This is a genomic window from Nitratireductor sp. XY-223 (assembly GCF_004959855.1).
Lineage (GTDB): Bacteria > Pseudomonadota > Alphaproteobacteria > Rhizobiales > Rhizobiaceae > Hoeflea_A.
Genome location: NZ_SPNT01000001.1, coordinates 754,212 through 770,182 on the forward strand (window position 1 = coordinate 754,212; position 15,971 = coordinate 770,182).

A 15,971-nucleotide genomic window follows, 5' to 3' on the forward strand; every position below is an offset into this window, starting at 1 on the left:
CGGCGACATGGTAACAGCGTCAGGTCTTTTACGGGAGTTTGTGGCGCATGGACGCCCGACAACTAAAAATCCAGGCCGCAGGCGCTGCGTTGGAACATGTGCGGCCGGGCATGCGGCTGGGAATCGGCACGGGCAGCACGGCCGAGGAATTCGTGCGGCTGCTGGCGGAAAAGGTCGAGGCCGGCCTTGAAATCCGGGGCGTGCCGACCTCGGAGCGTACAGCCGGGCTGTGCGTCGAGCTCGGCGTTCCGATCCACGCGCTGGACGAACTGCCGGAGCTGGACCTGACCATCGACGGTGCCGACGAAGTGGACCACGATCTTCGTCTCATCAAGGGCGGCGGCGGAGCGTTGTTGCGCGAAAAGATCGTCGCTTTTGCCTCGGAGCGCATGATCGTGATCGCCGATGAAACGAAAGTGGTCGATACGCTCGGCCGTTACCCGCTTCCGGTCGAAGTCAGCCCGTTCGGACTTGCCGCGACCCGCATAGCCGTCGAAAAGGCGGCTTCCGCGCTTGGACTGACCGGCGCCATGAACCTCAGAATGGACCGGGATGTGCCCTTCGAAACCGACGGCGGTCATTTTATACTGGATGCATCATTTGGCCGTATTCCCGATGCAGAAGCGCTTTCTGGTGCGCTCAACTCCATACCGGGGGTCGTCGAGCACGGTCTATTTCTCGGTGTCGCATGCGAAGCAATAATCGCCGGACCGTCTGGCGTTACGACAATGAAAAGCAGAGGAAATCAAGAGATATGAAACAGATGAGCATGGCCTCAGGCCTTCGCCGTTACGGCGTTGCTGCCGCGATTGCCGCGGCAATCGGCCTTGGTACCTCCGCACAGGCTCAGGAACCGACCGAAGAGCACCTGGCCGCGGCCCGCGCGGCGATCAATGCGATCAATGCGACCGATCAGTTCGACGCCATTCTGCCGAATGCCGCCCAGAACCTGAAAACCTCGCTCATACAGACGGCACCCAACCTTCAGGAGGTGATCTCCGTCACCGTGGACGAGACCGCGATTGAAATGGCCGGGCGGCGGGCGGACCTCGAACGCGAGGCGGCGCTGATCTACGCACGGAATTTCACCGAACAGGAGCTGACCGACATCCAGGCCTTCTACAACAGCGATTCGGGAAAGAAGCTGCTGGAACTGGGGCCGATCGCGACGCGCCAGCTGCTGCAGGCGGCAGAGGTCTGGTCCAACGGCATCTCACGCGATCTCGCGGTGGCGACCGACGAGGCGCTGCGGGCGCGTGTCGGCGAGGCTCCTGCGGAAGACAATTCAGCCGACACGCAATAAGCGATCTCACGTTTTATTGAGCAAGCCCGGTTTCAACCGGGCTTTTCTTTTGTTATGCGGTGCCTAAATTCCGTTTCTCCCGACCATGGCGGTTGCAAATCCAATCGCCGCATCGCCAGTGCAAGAGCCAAAAAATGACTGAGTTCGACTATGATTTCTTCGTGATCGGCGGCGGATCCGGAGGCGTACGCGCCGCGCGCGTTGCGGCGAGCCTCGGCAAGCGCGTCGGCATTGCGGAGGAATACCGCTACGGGGGGACCTGCGTCATTCGCGGGTGCGTGCCCAAAAAGCTGTTCGTCTATGCCTCGCATTTTTCAGAGGAGTTCGAGGATGCGGCCGGGTTCGGGTGGCGGGTCGGCGAGAGCCATTTCGACTGGCAGACGCTGATCGCCAACAAGGACAGGGAGGTCGCAAGGCTCGAGGGCCTTTACCGCAAGGGTCTGAGCAATGCCGGCGCCGAAATCTTCGACAGCCGGGCCGAGCTGGTCGACGAACACCGGATCCGCATCATCAGCAGCAACCAGATCGTTACCGCCGACAAGATCCTCATCGCCGTTGGCGGACGGGTCAACAGTGTCGACAAGCTCGAGGGGCAGGAACTGACCATCAGTTCCAACGAGGCGTTTCACCTGGAAAACCTGCCGAAATCGATCCTGATCGCCGGCGGCGGCTATATCGCGGTCGAATTCGCAAATATCTTCCACGGTCTCGGCGTCGAGACGACCCTGATCTACCGGGGTCCCGAGATCCTCAAGAACTTCGACATGGACCTGCGCCGCACGCTGCACCGGACCATGGAGGAGAAGGGCATCCGCATATTGTGCCACGAGGTGATCACCAAGGTGGTGCGATCGGCCGATGCGCGGCTTGACGTCACGACGTCGGGCGGAAAGAACCTGAAGGTCGATCAGGTCATGATGGCGCTGGGAAGGATTCCCAACACCAGCGGCCTCGGACTTGAGAATGCCGGTGTCGGGACCAACGAAAACGGCGCTGTCGTTGTCGACGACTACATGCGCACCAATGTCGAAAACATTTTCGCCGTCGGCGATGTCACCGACCGCATCCAGCTCACGCCGGTTGCGATCCACGAGGCCATGTGCGTCGTGGAGACGCTTTTCAAGGACAATCCGACCAAGGCCGACCACGAGATGATCGCAACCGCCGTGTTCTCGCAGCCCGAAATCGGAACCGTGGGATTGTCCGAGGATGCGGCCGCGCGGAAATACGACGAGCTTGAAGTCTACAGCGCCACGTTCCGGCCGATGCGGCACACGCTGTCGGGCCGCCAGGAAAAGATGATCACCAAGCTGGTCGTCAACGCCGCCGACCGGAGGGTCGTGGGCGCGCACATTCTCGGCCCCGATGCCGGCGAGATGGCGCAGCTCCTGGCGATTGCGCTGAAGGCGGGCTGCACCAAGGACGATTTCGACCGCACGATGGCCGTCCATCCGACGGCGGCCGAGGAGCTGGTGACCATGTACCAGCCGAGTTTCCGGGTCAAAGACGGCGTCAGGGTGGAGTAGGGGACTCCCGTCCTTCAAGGAGCCAGGTGATCACGCCGGGCCACAGCGTGTCGCGGAACCGCGACCGGAAGAACCCGAGATGGCCGATGGGCTGGCCGCCGGCATTCTCCGGCGCCAGCCAGCGCTCCGTGATAGCGGCATTGACGTAGTGTTTCATCAGGCCGTGGATCGCCTTCGGGGTTCCCCAGGGATCGTCGGTCATGCCAAGCGACAGGATCGGCATGCGCACGGTCGCGTATCCGTCGCGTGCGCCGACAGCGGGATCGTCGAAAAAATACTCGTGATGGAAGCACCATCGGGCCCAGTCGCGGTAGACCGTTGCCGGGATCGGCTCGCCAAGTCCCATCCAGCGGGCGGTCCGGCCAAAAAGCGCCGTGGCCGGCAGGCCGACGACATGCATCATGATGAGGTTCTGCCAGGGCGTATCCGTGTTGCGCCAGTAGCCCGACAGCGTGGCGACCATGCAGTAGCGTTCGAACCGGTCCGGCCGGCCGCAAATGCCGAGCGCCTGGCCGCCGAAGGATTGGCCGATCCCGACCATCGGGTGTCCGGGCGCATGCTCGTCGAGCCGCTGCATGGCGGCGGGCATGTCTTTGTGCGCCCAGTCGCGCATGTTTATGCGTCCCTTGAAACCCTCGGGACGGGGGGAGTCCGGCATGCCGCGGTAATCATAGGTCAGGACGGCGCGGCTGCCCCTGGCCACCAGTTCGCGGGCGAAGGACCGGTAAAATCCTCTCGGCGCCCCTGTTGCAGATGAAATCAGGACCAGGGGACCGTCGCCAGGGCGCAAGCCCTGTTTTGCGGTGAACATTGTTCCAGTGAAAACGAATCCGTCCGAAGCGGAAATCCGGATCTCGTGTTCGTCGATCGTATCGTCCTGTTTCGCGGCATGGCCGCGATCTTCGATGAAACGGGCTTCATTCTCAGTGGCTTGCGAGGACATGTTCATTTGATGAATCCGGAAATTCCGTGCATACGGCAGTGGTTTGGGCCAATCTACCATTTACGTTTACGTCAAAGTCAATAACCTTTTGCGACTTGAAGATTCCACCCGGCGCGATATAGCGGAGAAAGGGATACTGGAGGATGCAAGGGATGCCGACTGAGGATGCGCCGGTCAGCAATTCAGGGGGCGACGGGCTTGTCGCCTATTTCGGCTACGGGTCGCTGGTCAACCGGACAACGCTGCGGACAGACTACGTGTCGGCTCAGCGGGTCCGGCTGAGCGGATGGCGGCGCTGCTGGCGTCCGCGCATGAAAGGCGACCCGATCCGGTCAAAGCGCAGGACTTCGCTGCTCAGCGCGCGCCGGGTCGAAGGCAGCGCCATTGAAGGACTGCTGGTCTTCGACCGGTTGCAGAATCTCCCGGCTGTCGATGAGCGGGAGCGGACCTATGACCGGATCGAGGTTCCGTCCGATGCGCTAGAGGTTCTGGACGGCGGGCCGCCCGATTGCCCGGTCTATGTCTACGAGGCGCGGACCAACCGGGCCGAACATGATCCGCACCATCCCATCCTGCAATCCTACCTCGATGCCGTGCTGCAGGGCTTCCTGCGGGAGTTCGGCAAGGCCGGCGTCCATTCATTCCTGAACACGACCGACGGATTCGAGCGCTCCGTGCATGCAGACCGGCATGATCCGGTCTATCCGCGCGCCGTCGACCTCCTGGAACACGAAAGACACTTCATCGACGGTGTCCTTGAAGAACGCGGCATGCGCTTCGTGTGAACCGCGCAGCCGGTCGGGAGGCTGACGATGTCCTTGCTGATTGCCAAGATCGTATCGACCACGATCGTTGTACTGGGGCTGTCCGGCATTGCCGAACGGGCCGGCCCGGCCCTGGCGGGCACACTGGCGGGGCTTCCGCTCGGCGTCGCGATCGTCTTCTTCTTTATCGGCATCGAGCAGGGGCCGGATTTCATTGTCGAAGCGGCGGCCTATACGATCGGCGGTTTCGCCGCGACACTGTTCTTCAATCTGGGCTACTGGGTGATCTCGAGCCGGGTGCGGAACCACCGTTTCACCCTGGCGATTGCCGGCGCACTTCTCGCCTACGCCATTGCAGCCGTGGCGATCGCCGCCGTGCCCTTGAATGTCGGGTCGGCCACGGTGCTTGTCGCGGTGACGGCCGGCATTTCGCTTTTTGCGATGCGCTCCCACGGCAATACGCGAATTGAAAACCGGGTGAGGATGACCTGGCTGGTGATGGCCGCCAGGGCTGGTGTCGCGGTTGCCGTGGTGGTCACCGTGACCGGAATTGCCGCGACCATCGGCCCACGCTGGTCCGGGTTGCTCGCCGGGTTTCCGATCACGCTATTTCCGCTGCTCATCATCATGCAGTTCAGCTACACGCCCGAGGACGCCTATACGGTGATCAAGGCCTTTCCTTACGGTCTTCCGAGTCTCGTCATTTTCGTCCTGTGCGCCTGGCTGTTTTTTATCCCGCTCGGCGTTCCGATCGGATTCATCGCGTCGCTGTTCGTCTCGGTGCTCTGGCCGATCGGATACCTGGTCCTCAAGCGGCGGATGGAAATGATGCAGGAACTTGAAAACGAGTGAATTTTCCGATCCCGACGGGTCTGGTGTAAACTGTGTTTTTGCGGGTGCGAATGAAGCTGGCAATTCCCGGCAATTGAGGCTATAAGCCCGCCGTCGAGGCGCGACAGCGCCCCAAGAGTATCAACGCAGGTGAGTAACATGTCACAGAATTGGACACCGGAAAGCTGGCGCAGCAAACCAATCCTCCAGGTGCCGGATTATCCGGACCAGGAGGCACTGGCAAACACGGAGGCGCGTCTTGCCTCCTATCCGCCGCTGGTCTTTGCCGGTGAGGCCAGACAGTTGCGCGACCGCCTTGCCGACGTCGCCAGCGGCAATGGCTTCCTGCTCCAGGGCGGCGATTGTGCCGAAAGCTTCGCGGAACACGGCGCCGACAATATCCGCGACTTCTTCCGCGTTTTCCTGCAGATGGCGGTCGTGCTCACCTTCGGGGCGCAGCAGCCGGTGGTCAAGGTCGGGCGGATCGCCGGCCAGTTCGCCAAGCCGCGCTCGTCGAATGTCGAGCGTCAGGGCGATTTGGAACTGCCGAGCTATCGCGGCGACATCATCAACGGCATCGATTTTGACGAAAAGTCGCGCGTTCCCGATCCGCAGCGCCAGGTCATGGCCTACCGCCAGTCGGCGGCGACGCTGAACCTCCTGCGGGCCTTCGCCCAGGGCGGCTATGCCAACCTGGAAAATGTGCACCAGTGGATGCTCGGCTTCGTCAAGGACAGCCCGCAGGCGGAGCGTTACCGCAAGCTGGCCGACCGGCTTTCCGAAACGATGGATTTCATGCGCGCCGTCGGCATCACGGCCGACAACCATCCCAATTTGCGCGAAACGGAGTTCTTCACCAGCCACGAGGCGCTGCTGCTCGGATACGAGCAGGCGCTGACCCGCACGGACTCCACGTCGGGCGACTGGTACGGCACTTCCGGGCACATGATCTGGATCGGTGACAGGACGCGCCAGCCGGATCATGCGCATGTCGAATTCTGCCGCGGCATCAAGAACCCGCTTGGCCTGAAATGCGGCCCGTCCATGGAGGCGGACGGCCTCCTGGAACTGATCGACCTGCTCAACCCGGCGAACGAGGCCGGTCGCCTGACACTGATCGCGCGGTTCGGGCACGACAAGGTCGCGGACCACCTGCCGCAGTTGATCCGCGCAGTCGAACGCGAGGGCAAGAACGTCGTTTGGTCGTGCGATCCGATGCACGGCAACACGATCACGCTCAACAGCTACAAGACGCGGCCGTTCGAACGGGTCCTGTCCGAGGTGGAGAGCTTCTTCCAGATCCACCGCGCGGAAGGCACGCATCCGGGCGGTATCCATGTGGAGATGACCGGCAAGAATGTGACCGAATGCACGGGCGGTGCGCGCACCGTGACGGCCGATGATCTTTCCGACCGATACCACACGCACTGCGATCCGCGCCTCAATGCGGACCAGGCGCTGGAGCTGGCATTCCTCGTCGCCGAGCTGCTCAAGGGCGGGCGCGACCAGGAAACCAGGGTGGCTGCGTCGGCCTGATCGCGGCACCAACCGGCTTTTCGGAAGGCAGCGGTTTCGGCCGCTGCCTTTTTCTGTTCAGCGCACTAAACAAATCCATCAATATTATTGGCTTGCGCGACGCCGAGGCAATCTGCTTGTTTTCGTCAACCAACGGAGGCGAAAAATGGCGAAAACATACAAGGGATCGTGTTTGTGCGGAGCGGTCAACTACACCGCCGGTGGGCCGATCAGGGACGTGATCGCCTGTCATTGCACCCAGTGCCGCAAGCAGACGGGCCACCACTACGCCACGACCAATATCGTCGATGAGCAGCTCAAGGTCACAGGGCTTCAGTACATCACCTGGTACCACGCCTCGGACGATGCCAAGCGCGGCTTCTGCAGGATCTGCGGCTCGGCCCTTTTCTGGAAGCGCCACAGCGATCCGCATACTTCCATCCTGGCCGGCAGTCTCGACGGCGCGACCGGGCTGAAGCTCGAAAAGCACATCTATTGCGCTGACAAGGGCGACTATTACGAGATCGCCGACGGCCTGCCGCAACACCCGTGAGCGATCCGATCAAACCGCCCACACCGTGCGAAATTTCAGGGGTGGCTTCCATCAGACTTCGACGAGGCAGAGCCTGCTGTCGTCCAGATCGAGAGATACCCTGCTTCCGATCGGAAAGTAGCCGTCCATCCTATTGTCGATGACAAACAGATCGGTGAGTTCGGTGTGAATCGTGTATTGTACCTGATTGCCCAGATAGGCGGCATAGCCGACTTCTCCCGATATTCGGCAGCTTTCGGAATAGGATGACAGGCGGATGGTTTCCGGCCTGATGACAAGCCTCGACTGCGTGGGGATCTCACCCTCGATTGCGATCCGATACGAGGCGCTGCCAAATTGGATTTCCGCAATGCCGTCCTTCACATCGGATATGTCGCAGTCGACCACATTGGCGTCTCCGATGAAGTCGGCGATGAATGCCGAAACGGGCTGCAGGTACAGATCGCGCGGTGAGCCGATTTGTTCTATCCCGGCATTGCGCATGACAATGATCTGGTCGGACACGGCCATGGCTTCTTCCTGGTCGTGCGTAACATAAACCACGGTTATTCCCAGTTTCTGCTGAATGGCCCGGATGTCTTCGCGCACGCTGCGGCGGAGTTTCGCATCAAGATTCGACAGCGGCTCGTCAAGAAGCAGGACCTCCGGCTCGAGCACGATAGCCCGGGCGACGGCGACGCGTTGCTGCTGGCCCCCGGAAAGCTCGCTGGGCAGCCTTTCCCCGAAGCCGGCAAGACCGACCATGGCCAGCGCATCCTGCGCCCGTTCCCTTGTTTCTGCAGACGGAACCGCACTGACTTTCAGGCCGTAGCTCACGTTTTCGAAGACCGACATGTGCGGGAACAAGGCGTAGGACTGAAAGACCATGGACACGTTGCGGTAGGTCGCTGTCAGATTGGTAACATCCTTTCCACCAACGAATATGCTTCCGGCGCTTGCCATTTCGAGCCCGGCGATGAGGCGCAGGGTCGTGGTCTTGCCGCAGCCACTGGGTCCCAGGAGCGTGATCAGTTTGCCCGGCTCCAGGTCCAGCGACAGGTCCTTCACCGCCGTGACCTGGCCGTAGTTCTTGATGACATTCTCAAACCGTATCGAGCCGGCTTTTTCGCTTGCGTTCATTTGGTTCTCCCGGCGGGTAGAAGTGAGGGAAGGCGCGACCGGACAGGCGCCGGACTTTGCAGACGATCCCGCCTGCGCAAGCGCCGCCTGCCGATCGCCAGTTGCAGCAGCAGGATTGCACTCAGCATTGTGATGATCAGGACGGTGGAGTATGCGATCGCGAGTCCGAATTCGCCGTTCTCCACGCGCCCGACGATAAAGGATGTCGCCATGTTGTGCTGTGCGCTGACGAGGAAGATTACGGCGCTGACGGAGGTGATTGCCCTTACGAAACTGTAGGTGAGGGCGGCCAGCATCGCCGGCCCCAACAGGGGAGCGATAACGCGGCGTACGGTGGTGAAGCTGTTGGCGCCCAGTGTGATCGACGCTTCGTCCAGGCTCCGGTCGATCTGTGACATGGCGGCGATTCCGCCACGCACGCCGACCGGCATGTTGCGGAAGACAAAAACGATGATCAGGATAATGCCCGTCCCCGTCAGTTCGATGGGCGGGACATTGAAAGCCATGATGTAACTGACGCCTATGACCGTACCGGGGATCGCGAAACTCAGCATCGTACCGAACTCGAACGCGTTCTTTCCGGCGAAATTCTGCCGCACGAGAAGATACGCGGTTGAAAGGCCGACAAGAGCGGTCAAAGGCGCCGCGATCGTAGAGATGGAAAGCGTTGTGAAATAGCTGTCCCAGGCAACACCGGTCCAGCGGATGCCGTTGGTGAAATCGACGGAAAACGCGCGGATGTAATGGTCAAGCGTGAAGCTGTTGTCGTAACCCCAGAGTTTGACGAAGCTTCCGAATATGATCATGCCGTAGACGATTGCCGTGAACACCGCCCAGGGAAGCGCAGTGCCGTAACAGGCGGCTTTGACGGCCGGACTCAAGTCCGCATGCTGACCCGAATCCGCCTTGCCGGTGACGGTCGTGTAGGATTTTCCGCCCACCCAGCGCCGCTGAATCGCGAATGCGCCGAGTGTCAGCGAAAGCAGCGCAATGGCAAGAATGGCGGCCTTGGCCGGATCGGCAACGGCGCCGACGATGGCAAAATAGATCTCGGTTGAAAGAACGTTGTAGTTGCCGCCAAGGACCAGCGGATTGCCGAAATCGGCGAGGCTTTCGATGAAACCGAGCAGGAAGGAATTGGCAAGGCCTGGACGCATCAGCGGCAGGGAGACGTCACGGAAGGTCTGCCAGCGATCCGCATTGAGGGTCTGGGATGCTTCCTCCATGGACGGGCTGACGCCTTCAACAACCCCGATGAGAACAAGGAACGCAATCGGCGTGAAGGACAGCATTTGCGCCAGATAGATGCCCCAGAAGCCGTAGATCCAGCGGGTCTTTTCTGCTCCGAACAGATCCGCAACCAGCTCGGTCACGGCGCCCGACCGGCCGAACAGCAGAATCAGGGCGAGACCGATGACAAAAGGCGGCGTGATAATCGGGATGACGGTTAGAACACGCAAAAGGCGCTTGGCCGGGAAAAATGTTCTGGTGAATACCAGCGCGAAGGCCAGTCCGAGCAGCGTCGTGCCGGTACCGGTCATGGTGGCGAGAAGGACCGAGTTCACGGCCGGGCCGCAAGAACCGGAACCGACGAGACATTTCAGGCTCCAGATATCCGATGAAAAGAACCTCGGTACGAACTCTGTAAGCGCGTAGCTGCCGTCCGGCAGTTCGAACGCCCTTACGAGCACCTGGGAAAGAGGAAAGAAGACGAAAACACCGACTAGCGCCACGATCAGGCCGATCAGGCCGACAACAAATGCATCTGCGCGTCCTTTCCCGAGATATGCCACGCCGGTCGTAATCATGAAGAGGAGGGCGATCAACGTAACGGCGGCACCCGCGCCAAACCCCGGCTGCATCTGAGCTGCGCCTGAAAGGAAAGGTGCGATGAACGGGAAGTCGGGAAAGTGCTGGATCATGAATCCCTGAAGCATGGTCATGACCAGGCCGGTCCCGGCAATCGCGATGAGCGCCCAGGCGCGGCGCGTTGAAGCGCCGTTTGCCAGGACGATCGGAATGGTTGCGAGCAGAGAAAGTCCGGCGGGAGCGAGCCATGGTCGGCCTTGCGCGGTTGCCAGGAATGCGGCGGGCGCGGTGTCGCCGGCACCGAATTCGGATAGCCATGAGAATGACAGAAATCCGTCGCCAACCATGTACCAGGGGAGCAGGCAATAGCCGAAGAACCCCACAATCAGCCATAGGCCTGTTGTGCGTCGCATATTGTTTCCTTGTGCAAAGAGGTGGCCGGCACTGTGTGCCGGCCAAAATACCGAAACGCGCTTGGGAGAGGTTGCGCTCCGGTTTTCAGTCAGTTGCCGGTCGGCTTGACTTCCTTATCCCACCTGGAGAGCAGACGCTTGCGGGTGTCGGATGCTCCATAAGTGGCAAAGTCGTAGTCGATCAGTTTGATCGACGCGAGATCCGGCGACTCCGGGGCCACTGTCGCGCGACTGTTGGATGGTACGTTATACGTGCCGACCTCGGGTCCACGCGACTGCGCTTCGGCGCTCAATACGAAATCGACCCATCGCTTCGCGGCATCGACGTTCTTTGCCCCCTTGATGATGCTGACACCGCCGACCTCGTACCCGGTGCCCTCGCAGGGGGACACGATCTTCAAGGGAAAGCCGGCTTTGGCGAGTTTCACCATATCATGCATGAAGCCGATGGAGATCGTCGTTTCGCCACGGGCAGCGGCCTTGCTGGGGGCGGATCCGGATTTGGTATACTGGTTTACGTTCTTTCCGATTTCCGCCAGCAGCCGGAAAGCCTCGTCCTCGCCGAAAAGCTGAACGAACGTTGCCAGTTCCGTGTAGGCCGTACCTGAACTGTTCGGATTGGCGACCTGTATTTCACCCTTGTAGGCCGGGTCCGCGAGGTCTTTCCAGCAAGCCGGCGGAGCCAGTCCCTTTTCGGCTATCACATCCGCATTGTAAGCGATGCCGAGGGCGCCGGCATGGACACCGACAGTCTTGCCGCCGGTGATCTCGGCCATATTGACTGCCCAGCCGAGAAGCTCGGATGTGTCGACACCAGACGGCTGGGTCAGGTCTTCGGCTGCGGCGATGAGATGCGGATCCCCGGTGCCACCCCACCAGACGTCGACCTTCGGGTTGTTCGCCTCAGCGCGTATCTGGGCCAGGGTCTCGCCGGTGCTCTTGCGCACCATGGCCACGTCGATGCCGGTTTTGCCCTCGAAGGCATTGACCATCAGATCGCACCAGTCCTGCTCGTTGCTGCAGACGACGTTGAGATTGTCCGCCGATAGCGCCTGCTGGCCGGATAATGCCAGCCCCAGAACGGCAATGCTTGCACCTAGTCTGAAATTCATTGTGTCCTCCACTTTATGTCAGTTCGGCCTGTGCCGAAAGCGGACAGGAAGCCGGTCAACGGCCGGCCTCGAAATCCGTGCACGCAAGCGTAGGAGCGTCTTTGTAGGCCGATCCAGCCTTTGCCTGTTAATACAAATACCGGCAGCCCGTTTTGTGTTTGGTTTCTTACATGCCGGTTAGGGGATTGAAATAATCGTAACAATTGAAACTGGATTGCCGGCGCCAAAAAGGTGTGCTTGTGCGTATGGTATAATGCAGCCATCCAGGCCGATACTGGGAGGTCTCGCTGCGGATGGAGGAGTCCGGGCCGAATATGTCTGATACACACCCGATTGCCGACCTGATCGCTGTGATCGATGACGATCCGGATGTCCGCGATGCACTGACAATGCTGTTGCACGATCACGGCTATGCCGCGGCACCATTTGCCGGCGGGCATGAATTCAGGGCTTTTGAGAACAAGGAAGACGTCAGTCTCGCGATTGTTGACCTGCGACTGAACGGCGAAAGCGGATTGAGCCTCGTGCAGGATATCCGGGCGAGCCTTTCCTTTCCGGTGATCATGCTGACGGGTACAGGTGATGAAGTGGACCGGATTGTCGGCCTTGAAACCGGTGCGGACGACTACATCATGAAACCGTACAGCCCTAGGGAACTGATCGCGCGCATTCGCGCGGTGCTTCGGCGTTATTCGGAAACGCATGCGACACTGATCCGGGAGGAGCCGCCCCACCCAAGCAGCGTTTTCCATTTCGGCCGCTACTATGTGGATGTCGGGCTACGGTGCCTCTTCACCAGCGATGGCGAGGAAATCCCGCTCACCAATTCGGAATTCCGGTTGCTTGAGTTCTTCGTCAAGAACCCCAATCGCGTCATCGAGCGCGAGTTGCTCCTGAATGTGCTTGGCAGCGATCTGTCGCGCTATGTCGACAGGACAATCGACGTTCTGATTCTCCGGTTGCGCCGGAAGATCGAACAGGTGCCGTCAAAACCGGTTCATCTGCAAACACGCAGGGGGCTTGGGTACATATTTGTGACCGATGCCGGGTAGGATGTTGAAATCGATATCGGCACTTCTGCCGAACACCGGGCCGCTTGCCACGATTCGCGTCCGTCTGCTGATGGCGGTTGCCGTTCTGACCCTCGCCACCTTGCTGGTCGGGGCAATTGCGCTTTTCTGGCTTGAGCGGGCGGACACGCGCCTTGAAAGCCTCCATGAGGAAACGCTGACTGTTGTGGCGCGATCGCTCGACCTGGTGCGACGCACGTCCGACCTTGCGACGACAGCTCCATTCCTGTTGAATTTGCGTTCTTCCTACATGATCGTGGATGAGGCTTCCGAACTGGCCGAGCAGTTTTCGGCAATAGAGCATCTGTGGGAAAACCTTCCCAGACAACAAAATGCCCGACTGGTTCCCGCCCCGCTCGTTGAAAAGGCCAATCCACTGCTCGCATCTCTGCAATCGGATGTCGCGGATCTCGCCGCCATATCGGGCCGGCTGGCGGATGCGGATGACAGGGCAAGGCTCATCTCAGGTCGGCTGCGTGTCATGGAGCGGGCGATCGACCAACGGATCACCCTGCAGGGTGACGACGACGCCGTGGAATTGAGATTTCTGCGATTGATGCAGACAATCGCCAGCACGCTAATCGCCGCCAACGGTTCTGAGAACCTTCTTGGCCTGGGTGAATACAGACGGCGTTATGTGCAGCTTTCGGTACGTTCCAAGGAGCTTGCTGCCGCCCGCGGCGACCGACGCGAATTCCAGGAACTGGTTGGTCTTGCCAGCGGGCCCGAGGGGCTCTTCGCGCTGAAGCATGAAGCACTCACGCAGCGTCTCAACGCCAACAACATGCTGCGGCGAATCGGAAATAACACGAACGATTTCAATAATATGATTGCGACGCTCGTTCGCGCGGGAGAGCAGGAAATTCATCTGAACCGAATGCGGGCGGCCAACTTCATCCAATTCGCGCAGGTTACCATTGTTGTCATTTGTCTCGCCAGCGTTGCGCTGGCGCTCGCGTCAGCCTTTTACGTCTCCCGCTATGTCGCAAGGCATATCGACACCATATCCGTGGCAATGGAGCGGCTCGCCGATGGCGACTATTCGGCGGCTCTTCCGCGCGCTTCAAATCGACGGGATGAAATCGCCAAATTCCTTCAATCGTTCCGTGTCTTCAGGGCAAATGCCCTCAGGCTTGACCGGTTGAACCGGCAGCACCGGCAAAAGACGGCGCTGCTTGAAACGACGTTTGACAGCATTTCCGACGGTATCGCAATTGCGGATGACAGCGGGCGGCTGGAAACCTGGAATCCGCAATTCGCCGATGTTTTGAAACTGGACAAGGCAGCGCTGTCCCGGGGCCTGACCCTGACCCACGTCCTGGGCTTGTCCGAGTTTCGCGCGCAAGCTTCGTCCGGAAACGGCGAGCCGACTGATTTCGGCAACTATGCGGAACTCGGCGACGGTCATGGAGCGGTCATCGAAACGCGGCGCAGCGATCTCCCGGGTGGAGGCTCCATCTGGCTTTTCTCAAACGTGACGGAGCGCAAGCGCATCGAGGAGAGACTGAGAAAAATTCGGCACCTGGAAAGTCTGGGCCAGCTGACCGGGGAAGTCGCGCACGACTTCAACAACATCCTGACGTCCATAGCCAGCAACATTCATCTTTTGAGTGGGAGGAGCACTGGCGATGAACGCGCGACGCAAATACTGGAGAGGACGGCGAGCGCCGTGGAAATCGGAATGTCGCTGACACAACGCCTGCTCGCGTTTTCCAGGAAACAGGTGCTGGCGCCCGAGACGGTGGAGTTGAACGAACTCGTATCCGGCATTGCCGAGCTGATAGCATTCAGCCTTGGACGCGACATCAAGCTGGAAACCGATTACTGGCCGGAGGAACTGCATGTCAAAATCGATCCGGGCCAGTTGGAAAGCGCGCTGCTGAACCTCAGCCTGAACAGCCGTCATGCGATCGCGGGACAGGGTGCCGTCCGGTTCGCTGTCGCCAGCACCGACGGCGGGGAAGCGTCTCTGTCCGTCATTGACGATGGCTGCGGAATGTCTCCCGAAGTGCTTGAGCGGGCGCTTGAGCCGTTCTTCTCTACCCGTCGGGGCGCGCAGGGCACCGGCCTTGGATTGAGTTCTGTCTTCGGTTTTATCAAGCAGTCCGGCGGAGACATGCAAATCGAAAGCGCGCCGGAAAAGGGAACCCGCGTCACATTGACGTTGCCGCTGTGCACAGCCGGCAGGACTGAGCAGCCGTCCGCATCGAGCCCCCATGCCGGAACCGTCCTCCTGGTGGAAGACGACGCGTCTACTCTTGCCAGGACATCGGAACTTCTTCGCAAGATGGGAAACGATGTTGTCGCGGTCGGTACATTCGGTGCGGCAAGTGAATATATCGAACACGGTCGATACTTTGATGCGCTGGTAACCGACCTGCAGCTCGACGACGGGGCATCCGGTTGGGACCTGGCGCGCAAGAGCCTTGACCGGACTGAATGCAGGAAAATTATCGTCACCTCCGGCGGTGGCCGCGATGTCGATGTGCCGGATGAACTGGCGGGAAGGATCGTCTTTGCCGCCAAACCCTTAACCGCGAACAAGGTGAGGCGCATCCTGAATGGACCGCCCTTTGCCGACGCGTACGACAGACAATCCGGAAGGAGAACCAGTGATGAACGATCCGCGTGATTGCGCAGCCTATGCCACCGGCCAATCGGATGTGCGACCATGGGGCCGCTGGCTGGTGGTCGACAAAGGAGCGGATTTCGCGGTGAAGCGCATTGAAGTCAATCCGGGTCAGCGCCTGTCGCTGCAATATCACGCATTTCGTTCCGAACACTGGATTATCGTCGGCGGCAAGGGAGCCGTCTCAGTCGATGGAAGGGAATGGACTGTGAAGACCGGAAGCTACGTGTTTGTTCCGAAATCCGCCACTCACAGGGTTCATAACACGGGTCCGGAGACGCTTGTGCTGTTGGAGGTGCAAACCGGAGAGCGACTGCGGGAATCGGACATTGTCCGCATCGAGGACGATTACAGCCGCTGATACAGCCCCCTCGGATATTGCGT

Annotated in this window: 14 protein-coding genes; 10 read left to right on the plus strand and 4 right to left on the minus strand. The window is 60.2% G+C overall.

What is annotated here, in order from left to right:
• Positions 1 to 47 precede the first annotated feature (47 nt).
• The 3 genes from rpiA (at position 48) to gor (ending at position 2,829) form a co-directional block, all read left to right on the plus strand.
• Positions 48 to 758 (plus strand): ribose-5-phosphate isomerase RpiA, encoded by a 711-nt coding sequence (rpiA, locus tag E4M07_RS03325; protein WP_136656853.1) that lies wholly within the window; start codon positions 48 to 50, stop codon positions 756 to 758.
• Positions 755 to 1,303, plus strand: a complete 549-nt coding sequence (locus E4M07_RS03330) for a DUF2059 domain-containing protein (protein WP_348640514.1) — start codon at positions 755 to 757, stop codon at positions 1,301 to 1,303. Before rpiA ends, E4M07_RS03330 begins: the two co-directional genes overlap by 4 nt.
• A 134-nt stretch (positions 1,304 to 1,437) precedes the next feature.
• Complete coding sequence (gene gor, locus E4M07_RS03335; RefSeq protein ID WP_136656854.1) at positions 1,438 to 2,829, plus strand: glutathione-disulfide reductase; 1,392 nt, start codon at positions 1,438 to 1,440, stop codon at positions 2,827 to 2,829.
• Here gor and E4M07_RS03340 read toward each other — a convergent pair.
• Complete coding sequence (locus E4M07_RS03340; protein ID WP_246660350.1) at positions 2,816 to 3,778, minus strand: alpha/beta hydrolase; 963 nt, start codon at positions 3,776 to 3,778, stop codon at positions 2,816 to 2,818. The two genes, gor and E4M07_RS03340, sit on opposite strands and share 14 nt — an antisense overlap.
• A gap of 146 nt (positions 3,779 to 3,924) precedes the next feature.
• Here E4M07_RS03340 and E4M07_RS03345 point away from each other — a divergent pair, with 146 nt between their 5' ends.
• From E4M07_RS03345 to E4M07_RS03360, 4 genes are all read left to right on the plus strand, one after another.
• The gene (locus E4M07_RS03345) at positions 3,925 to 4,557 is read left to right on the plus strand and encodes a gamma-glutamylcyclotransferase family protein (RefSeq protein WP_136656855.1); all 633 of its coding nucleotides are present in this window, start codon (positions 3,925 to 3,927) and stop codon (positions 4,555 to 4,557) included.
• A gap of 27 nt (positions 4,558 to 4,584) precedes the next feature.
• A complete protein-coding gene (locus E4M07_RS03350) occupies positions 4,585 to 5,388 on the plus strand; it encodes a hypothetical protein (RefSeq protein WP_136656856.1) in 804 nt (267 codons plus the stop codon).
• Positions 5,389 to 5,526: 138 nt separating this feature from the next.
• A complete protein-coding gene (locus E4M07_RS03355) occupies positions 5,527 to 6,903 on the plus strand; it encodes a 3-deoxy-7-phosphoheptulonate synthase class II (protein WP_136656857.1) in 1,377 nt (458 codons plus the stop codon).
• Positions 6,904 to 7,048: 145 nt separating this feature from the next.
• A complete protein-coding gene (locus tag E4M07_RS03360) occupies positions 7,049 to 7,435 on the plus strand; it encodes a GFA family protein (protein ID WP_136656858.1) in 387 nt (128 codons plus the stop codon).
• Positions 7,436 to 7,486: 51 nt separating this feature from the next.
• Here the strand turns inward: E4M07_RS03360 and E4M07_RS03365 are convergent, their stop codons facing one another.
• The 3 genes from E4M07_RS03365 to E4M07_RS03375 form a co-directional block, all read right to left on the minus strand.
• Positions 7,487 to 8,554 carry an ABC transporter ATP-binding protein gene (locus E4M07_RS03365; RefSeq protein ID WP_136656859.1) on the minus strand — a complete coding sequence of 356 codons (1,068 nt, stop codon included), beginning with the start codon at positions 8,552 to 8,554 and terminating at the stop codon, positions 7,487 to 7,489.
• A complete protein-coding gene (locus E4M07_RS03370) occupies positions 8,551 to 10,776 on the minus strand; it encodes an iron ABC transporter permease (protein ID WP_136656860.1) in 2,226 nt (741 codons plus the stop codon). The genes E4M07_RS03365 and E4M07_RS03370 overlap by 4 nt, the downstream gene beginning before the upstream one ends.
• An 89-nt stretch (positions 10,777 to 10,865) precedes the next feature.
• Positions 10,866 to 11,888: an ABC transporter substrate-binding protein gene (locus tag E4M07_RS03375; RefSeq protein WP_136656861.1), complete on the minus strand. Its 1,023-nt coding sequence runs from the start codon at positions 11,886 to 11,888 to the stop codon at positions 10,866 to 10,868.
• Positions 11,889 to 12,202: 314 nt separating this feature from the next.
• On the opposite strand from E4M07_RS03375, the gene E4M07_RS03380 reads away from it, so the two are divergent.
• From E4M07_RS03380 to E4M07_RS03390, 3 genes are read left to right on the plus strand one after another with little or no spacing between them, the layout of a single operon-like run.
• Positions 12,203 to 12,940, plus strand: coding sequence for a response regulator (locus E4M07_RS03380; protein ID WP_136656862.1), 738 nt, complete (start codon positions 12,203 to 12,205; stop codon positions 12,938 to 12,940).
• Between the two features lies 1 nt (position 12,941).
• Positions 12,942 to 15,590 carry an ATP-binding protein gene (locus E4M07_RS03385; RefSeq protein WP_169054068.1) on the plus strand — a complete coding sequence of 883 codons (2,649 nt, stop codon included), beginning with the start codon at positions 12,942 to 12,944 and terminating at the stop codon, positions 15,588 to 15,590.
• Positions 15,574 to 15,948 (plus strand): phosphomannose isomerase type II C-terminal cupin domain, encoded by a 375-nt coding sequence (locus E4M07_RS03390; RefSeq protein ID WP_136657489.1) that lies wholly within the window; start codon positions 15,574 to 15,576, stop codon positions 15,946 to 15,948. Before E4M07_RS03385 ends, E4M07_RS03390 begins: the two co-directional genes overlap by 17 nt.
• Positions 15,949 to 15,971 lie beyond the last annotated feature (23 nt).

Coding starts and splice junctions, on each gene's coding strand:
- E4M07_RS03355 (WP_136656857.1), top strand. CDS start 5,527: ATGTCACAGAATTGGACACCGGAAAGCTGGCGCAGCAAACCAATCCTC.
- E4M07_RS03365 (WP_136656859.1), bottom strand. CDS start 8,554: ATGAACGCAAGCGAAAAAGCCGGCTCGATACGGTTTGAGAATGTCATC.
- E4M07_RS03380 (WP_136656862.1), top strand. CDS start 12,203: ATGTCTGATACACACCCGATTGCCGACCTGATCGCTGTGATCGATGAC.
- gor (WP_136656854.1), top strand. CDS start 1,438: ATGACTGAGTTCGACTATGATTTCTTCGTGATCGGCGGCGGATCCGGA.
- rpiA (WP_136656853.1), top strand. CDS start 48: ATGGACGCCCGACAACTAAAAATCCAGGCCGCAGGCGCTGCGTTGGAA.
- E4M07_RS03390 (WP_136657489.1), top strand. CDS start 15,574: ATGAACGATCCGCGTGATTGCGCAGCCTATGCCACCGGCCAATCGGAT.
- E4M07_RS03375 (WP_136656861.1), bottom strand. CDS start 11,888: ATGAATTTCAGACTAGGTGCAAGCATTGCCGTTCTGGGGCTGGCATTA.
- E4M07_RS03330 (WP_348640514.1), top strand. CDS start 755: ATGAAACAGATGAGCATGGCCTCAGGCCTTCGCCGTTACGGCGTTGCT.
- E4M07_RS03340 (WP_246660350.1), bottom strand. CDS start 3,778: ATGAACATGTCCTCGCAAGCCACTGAGAATGAAGCCCGTTTCATCGAA.
- E4M07_RS03360 (WP_136656858.1), top strand. CDS start 7,049: ATGGCGAAAACATACAAGGGATCGTGTTTGTGCGGAGCGGTCAACTAC.
- E4M07_RS03370 (WP_136656860.1), bottom strand. CDS start 10,776: ATGCGACGCACAACAGGCCTATGGCTGATTGTGGGGTTCTTCGGCTAT.
- E4M07_RS03345 (WP_136656855.1), top strand. CDS start 3,925: ATGCCGACTGAGGATGCGCCGGTCAGCAATTCAGGGGGCGACGGGCTT.
- E4M07_RS03350 (WP_136656856.1), top strand. CDS start 4,585: ATGTCCTTGCTGATTGCCAAGATCGTATCGACCACGATCGTTGTACTG.
- E4M07_RS03385 (WP_169054068.1), top strand. CDS start 12,942: ATGTTGAAATCGATATCGGCACTTCTGCCGAACACCGGGCCGCTTGCC.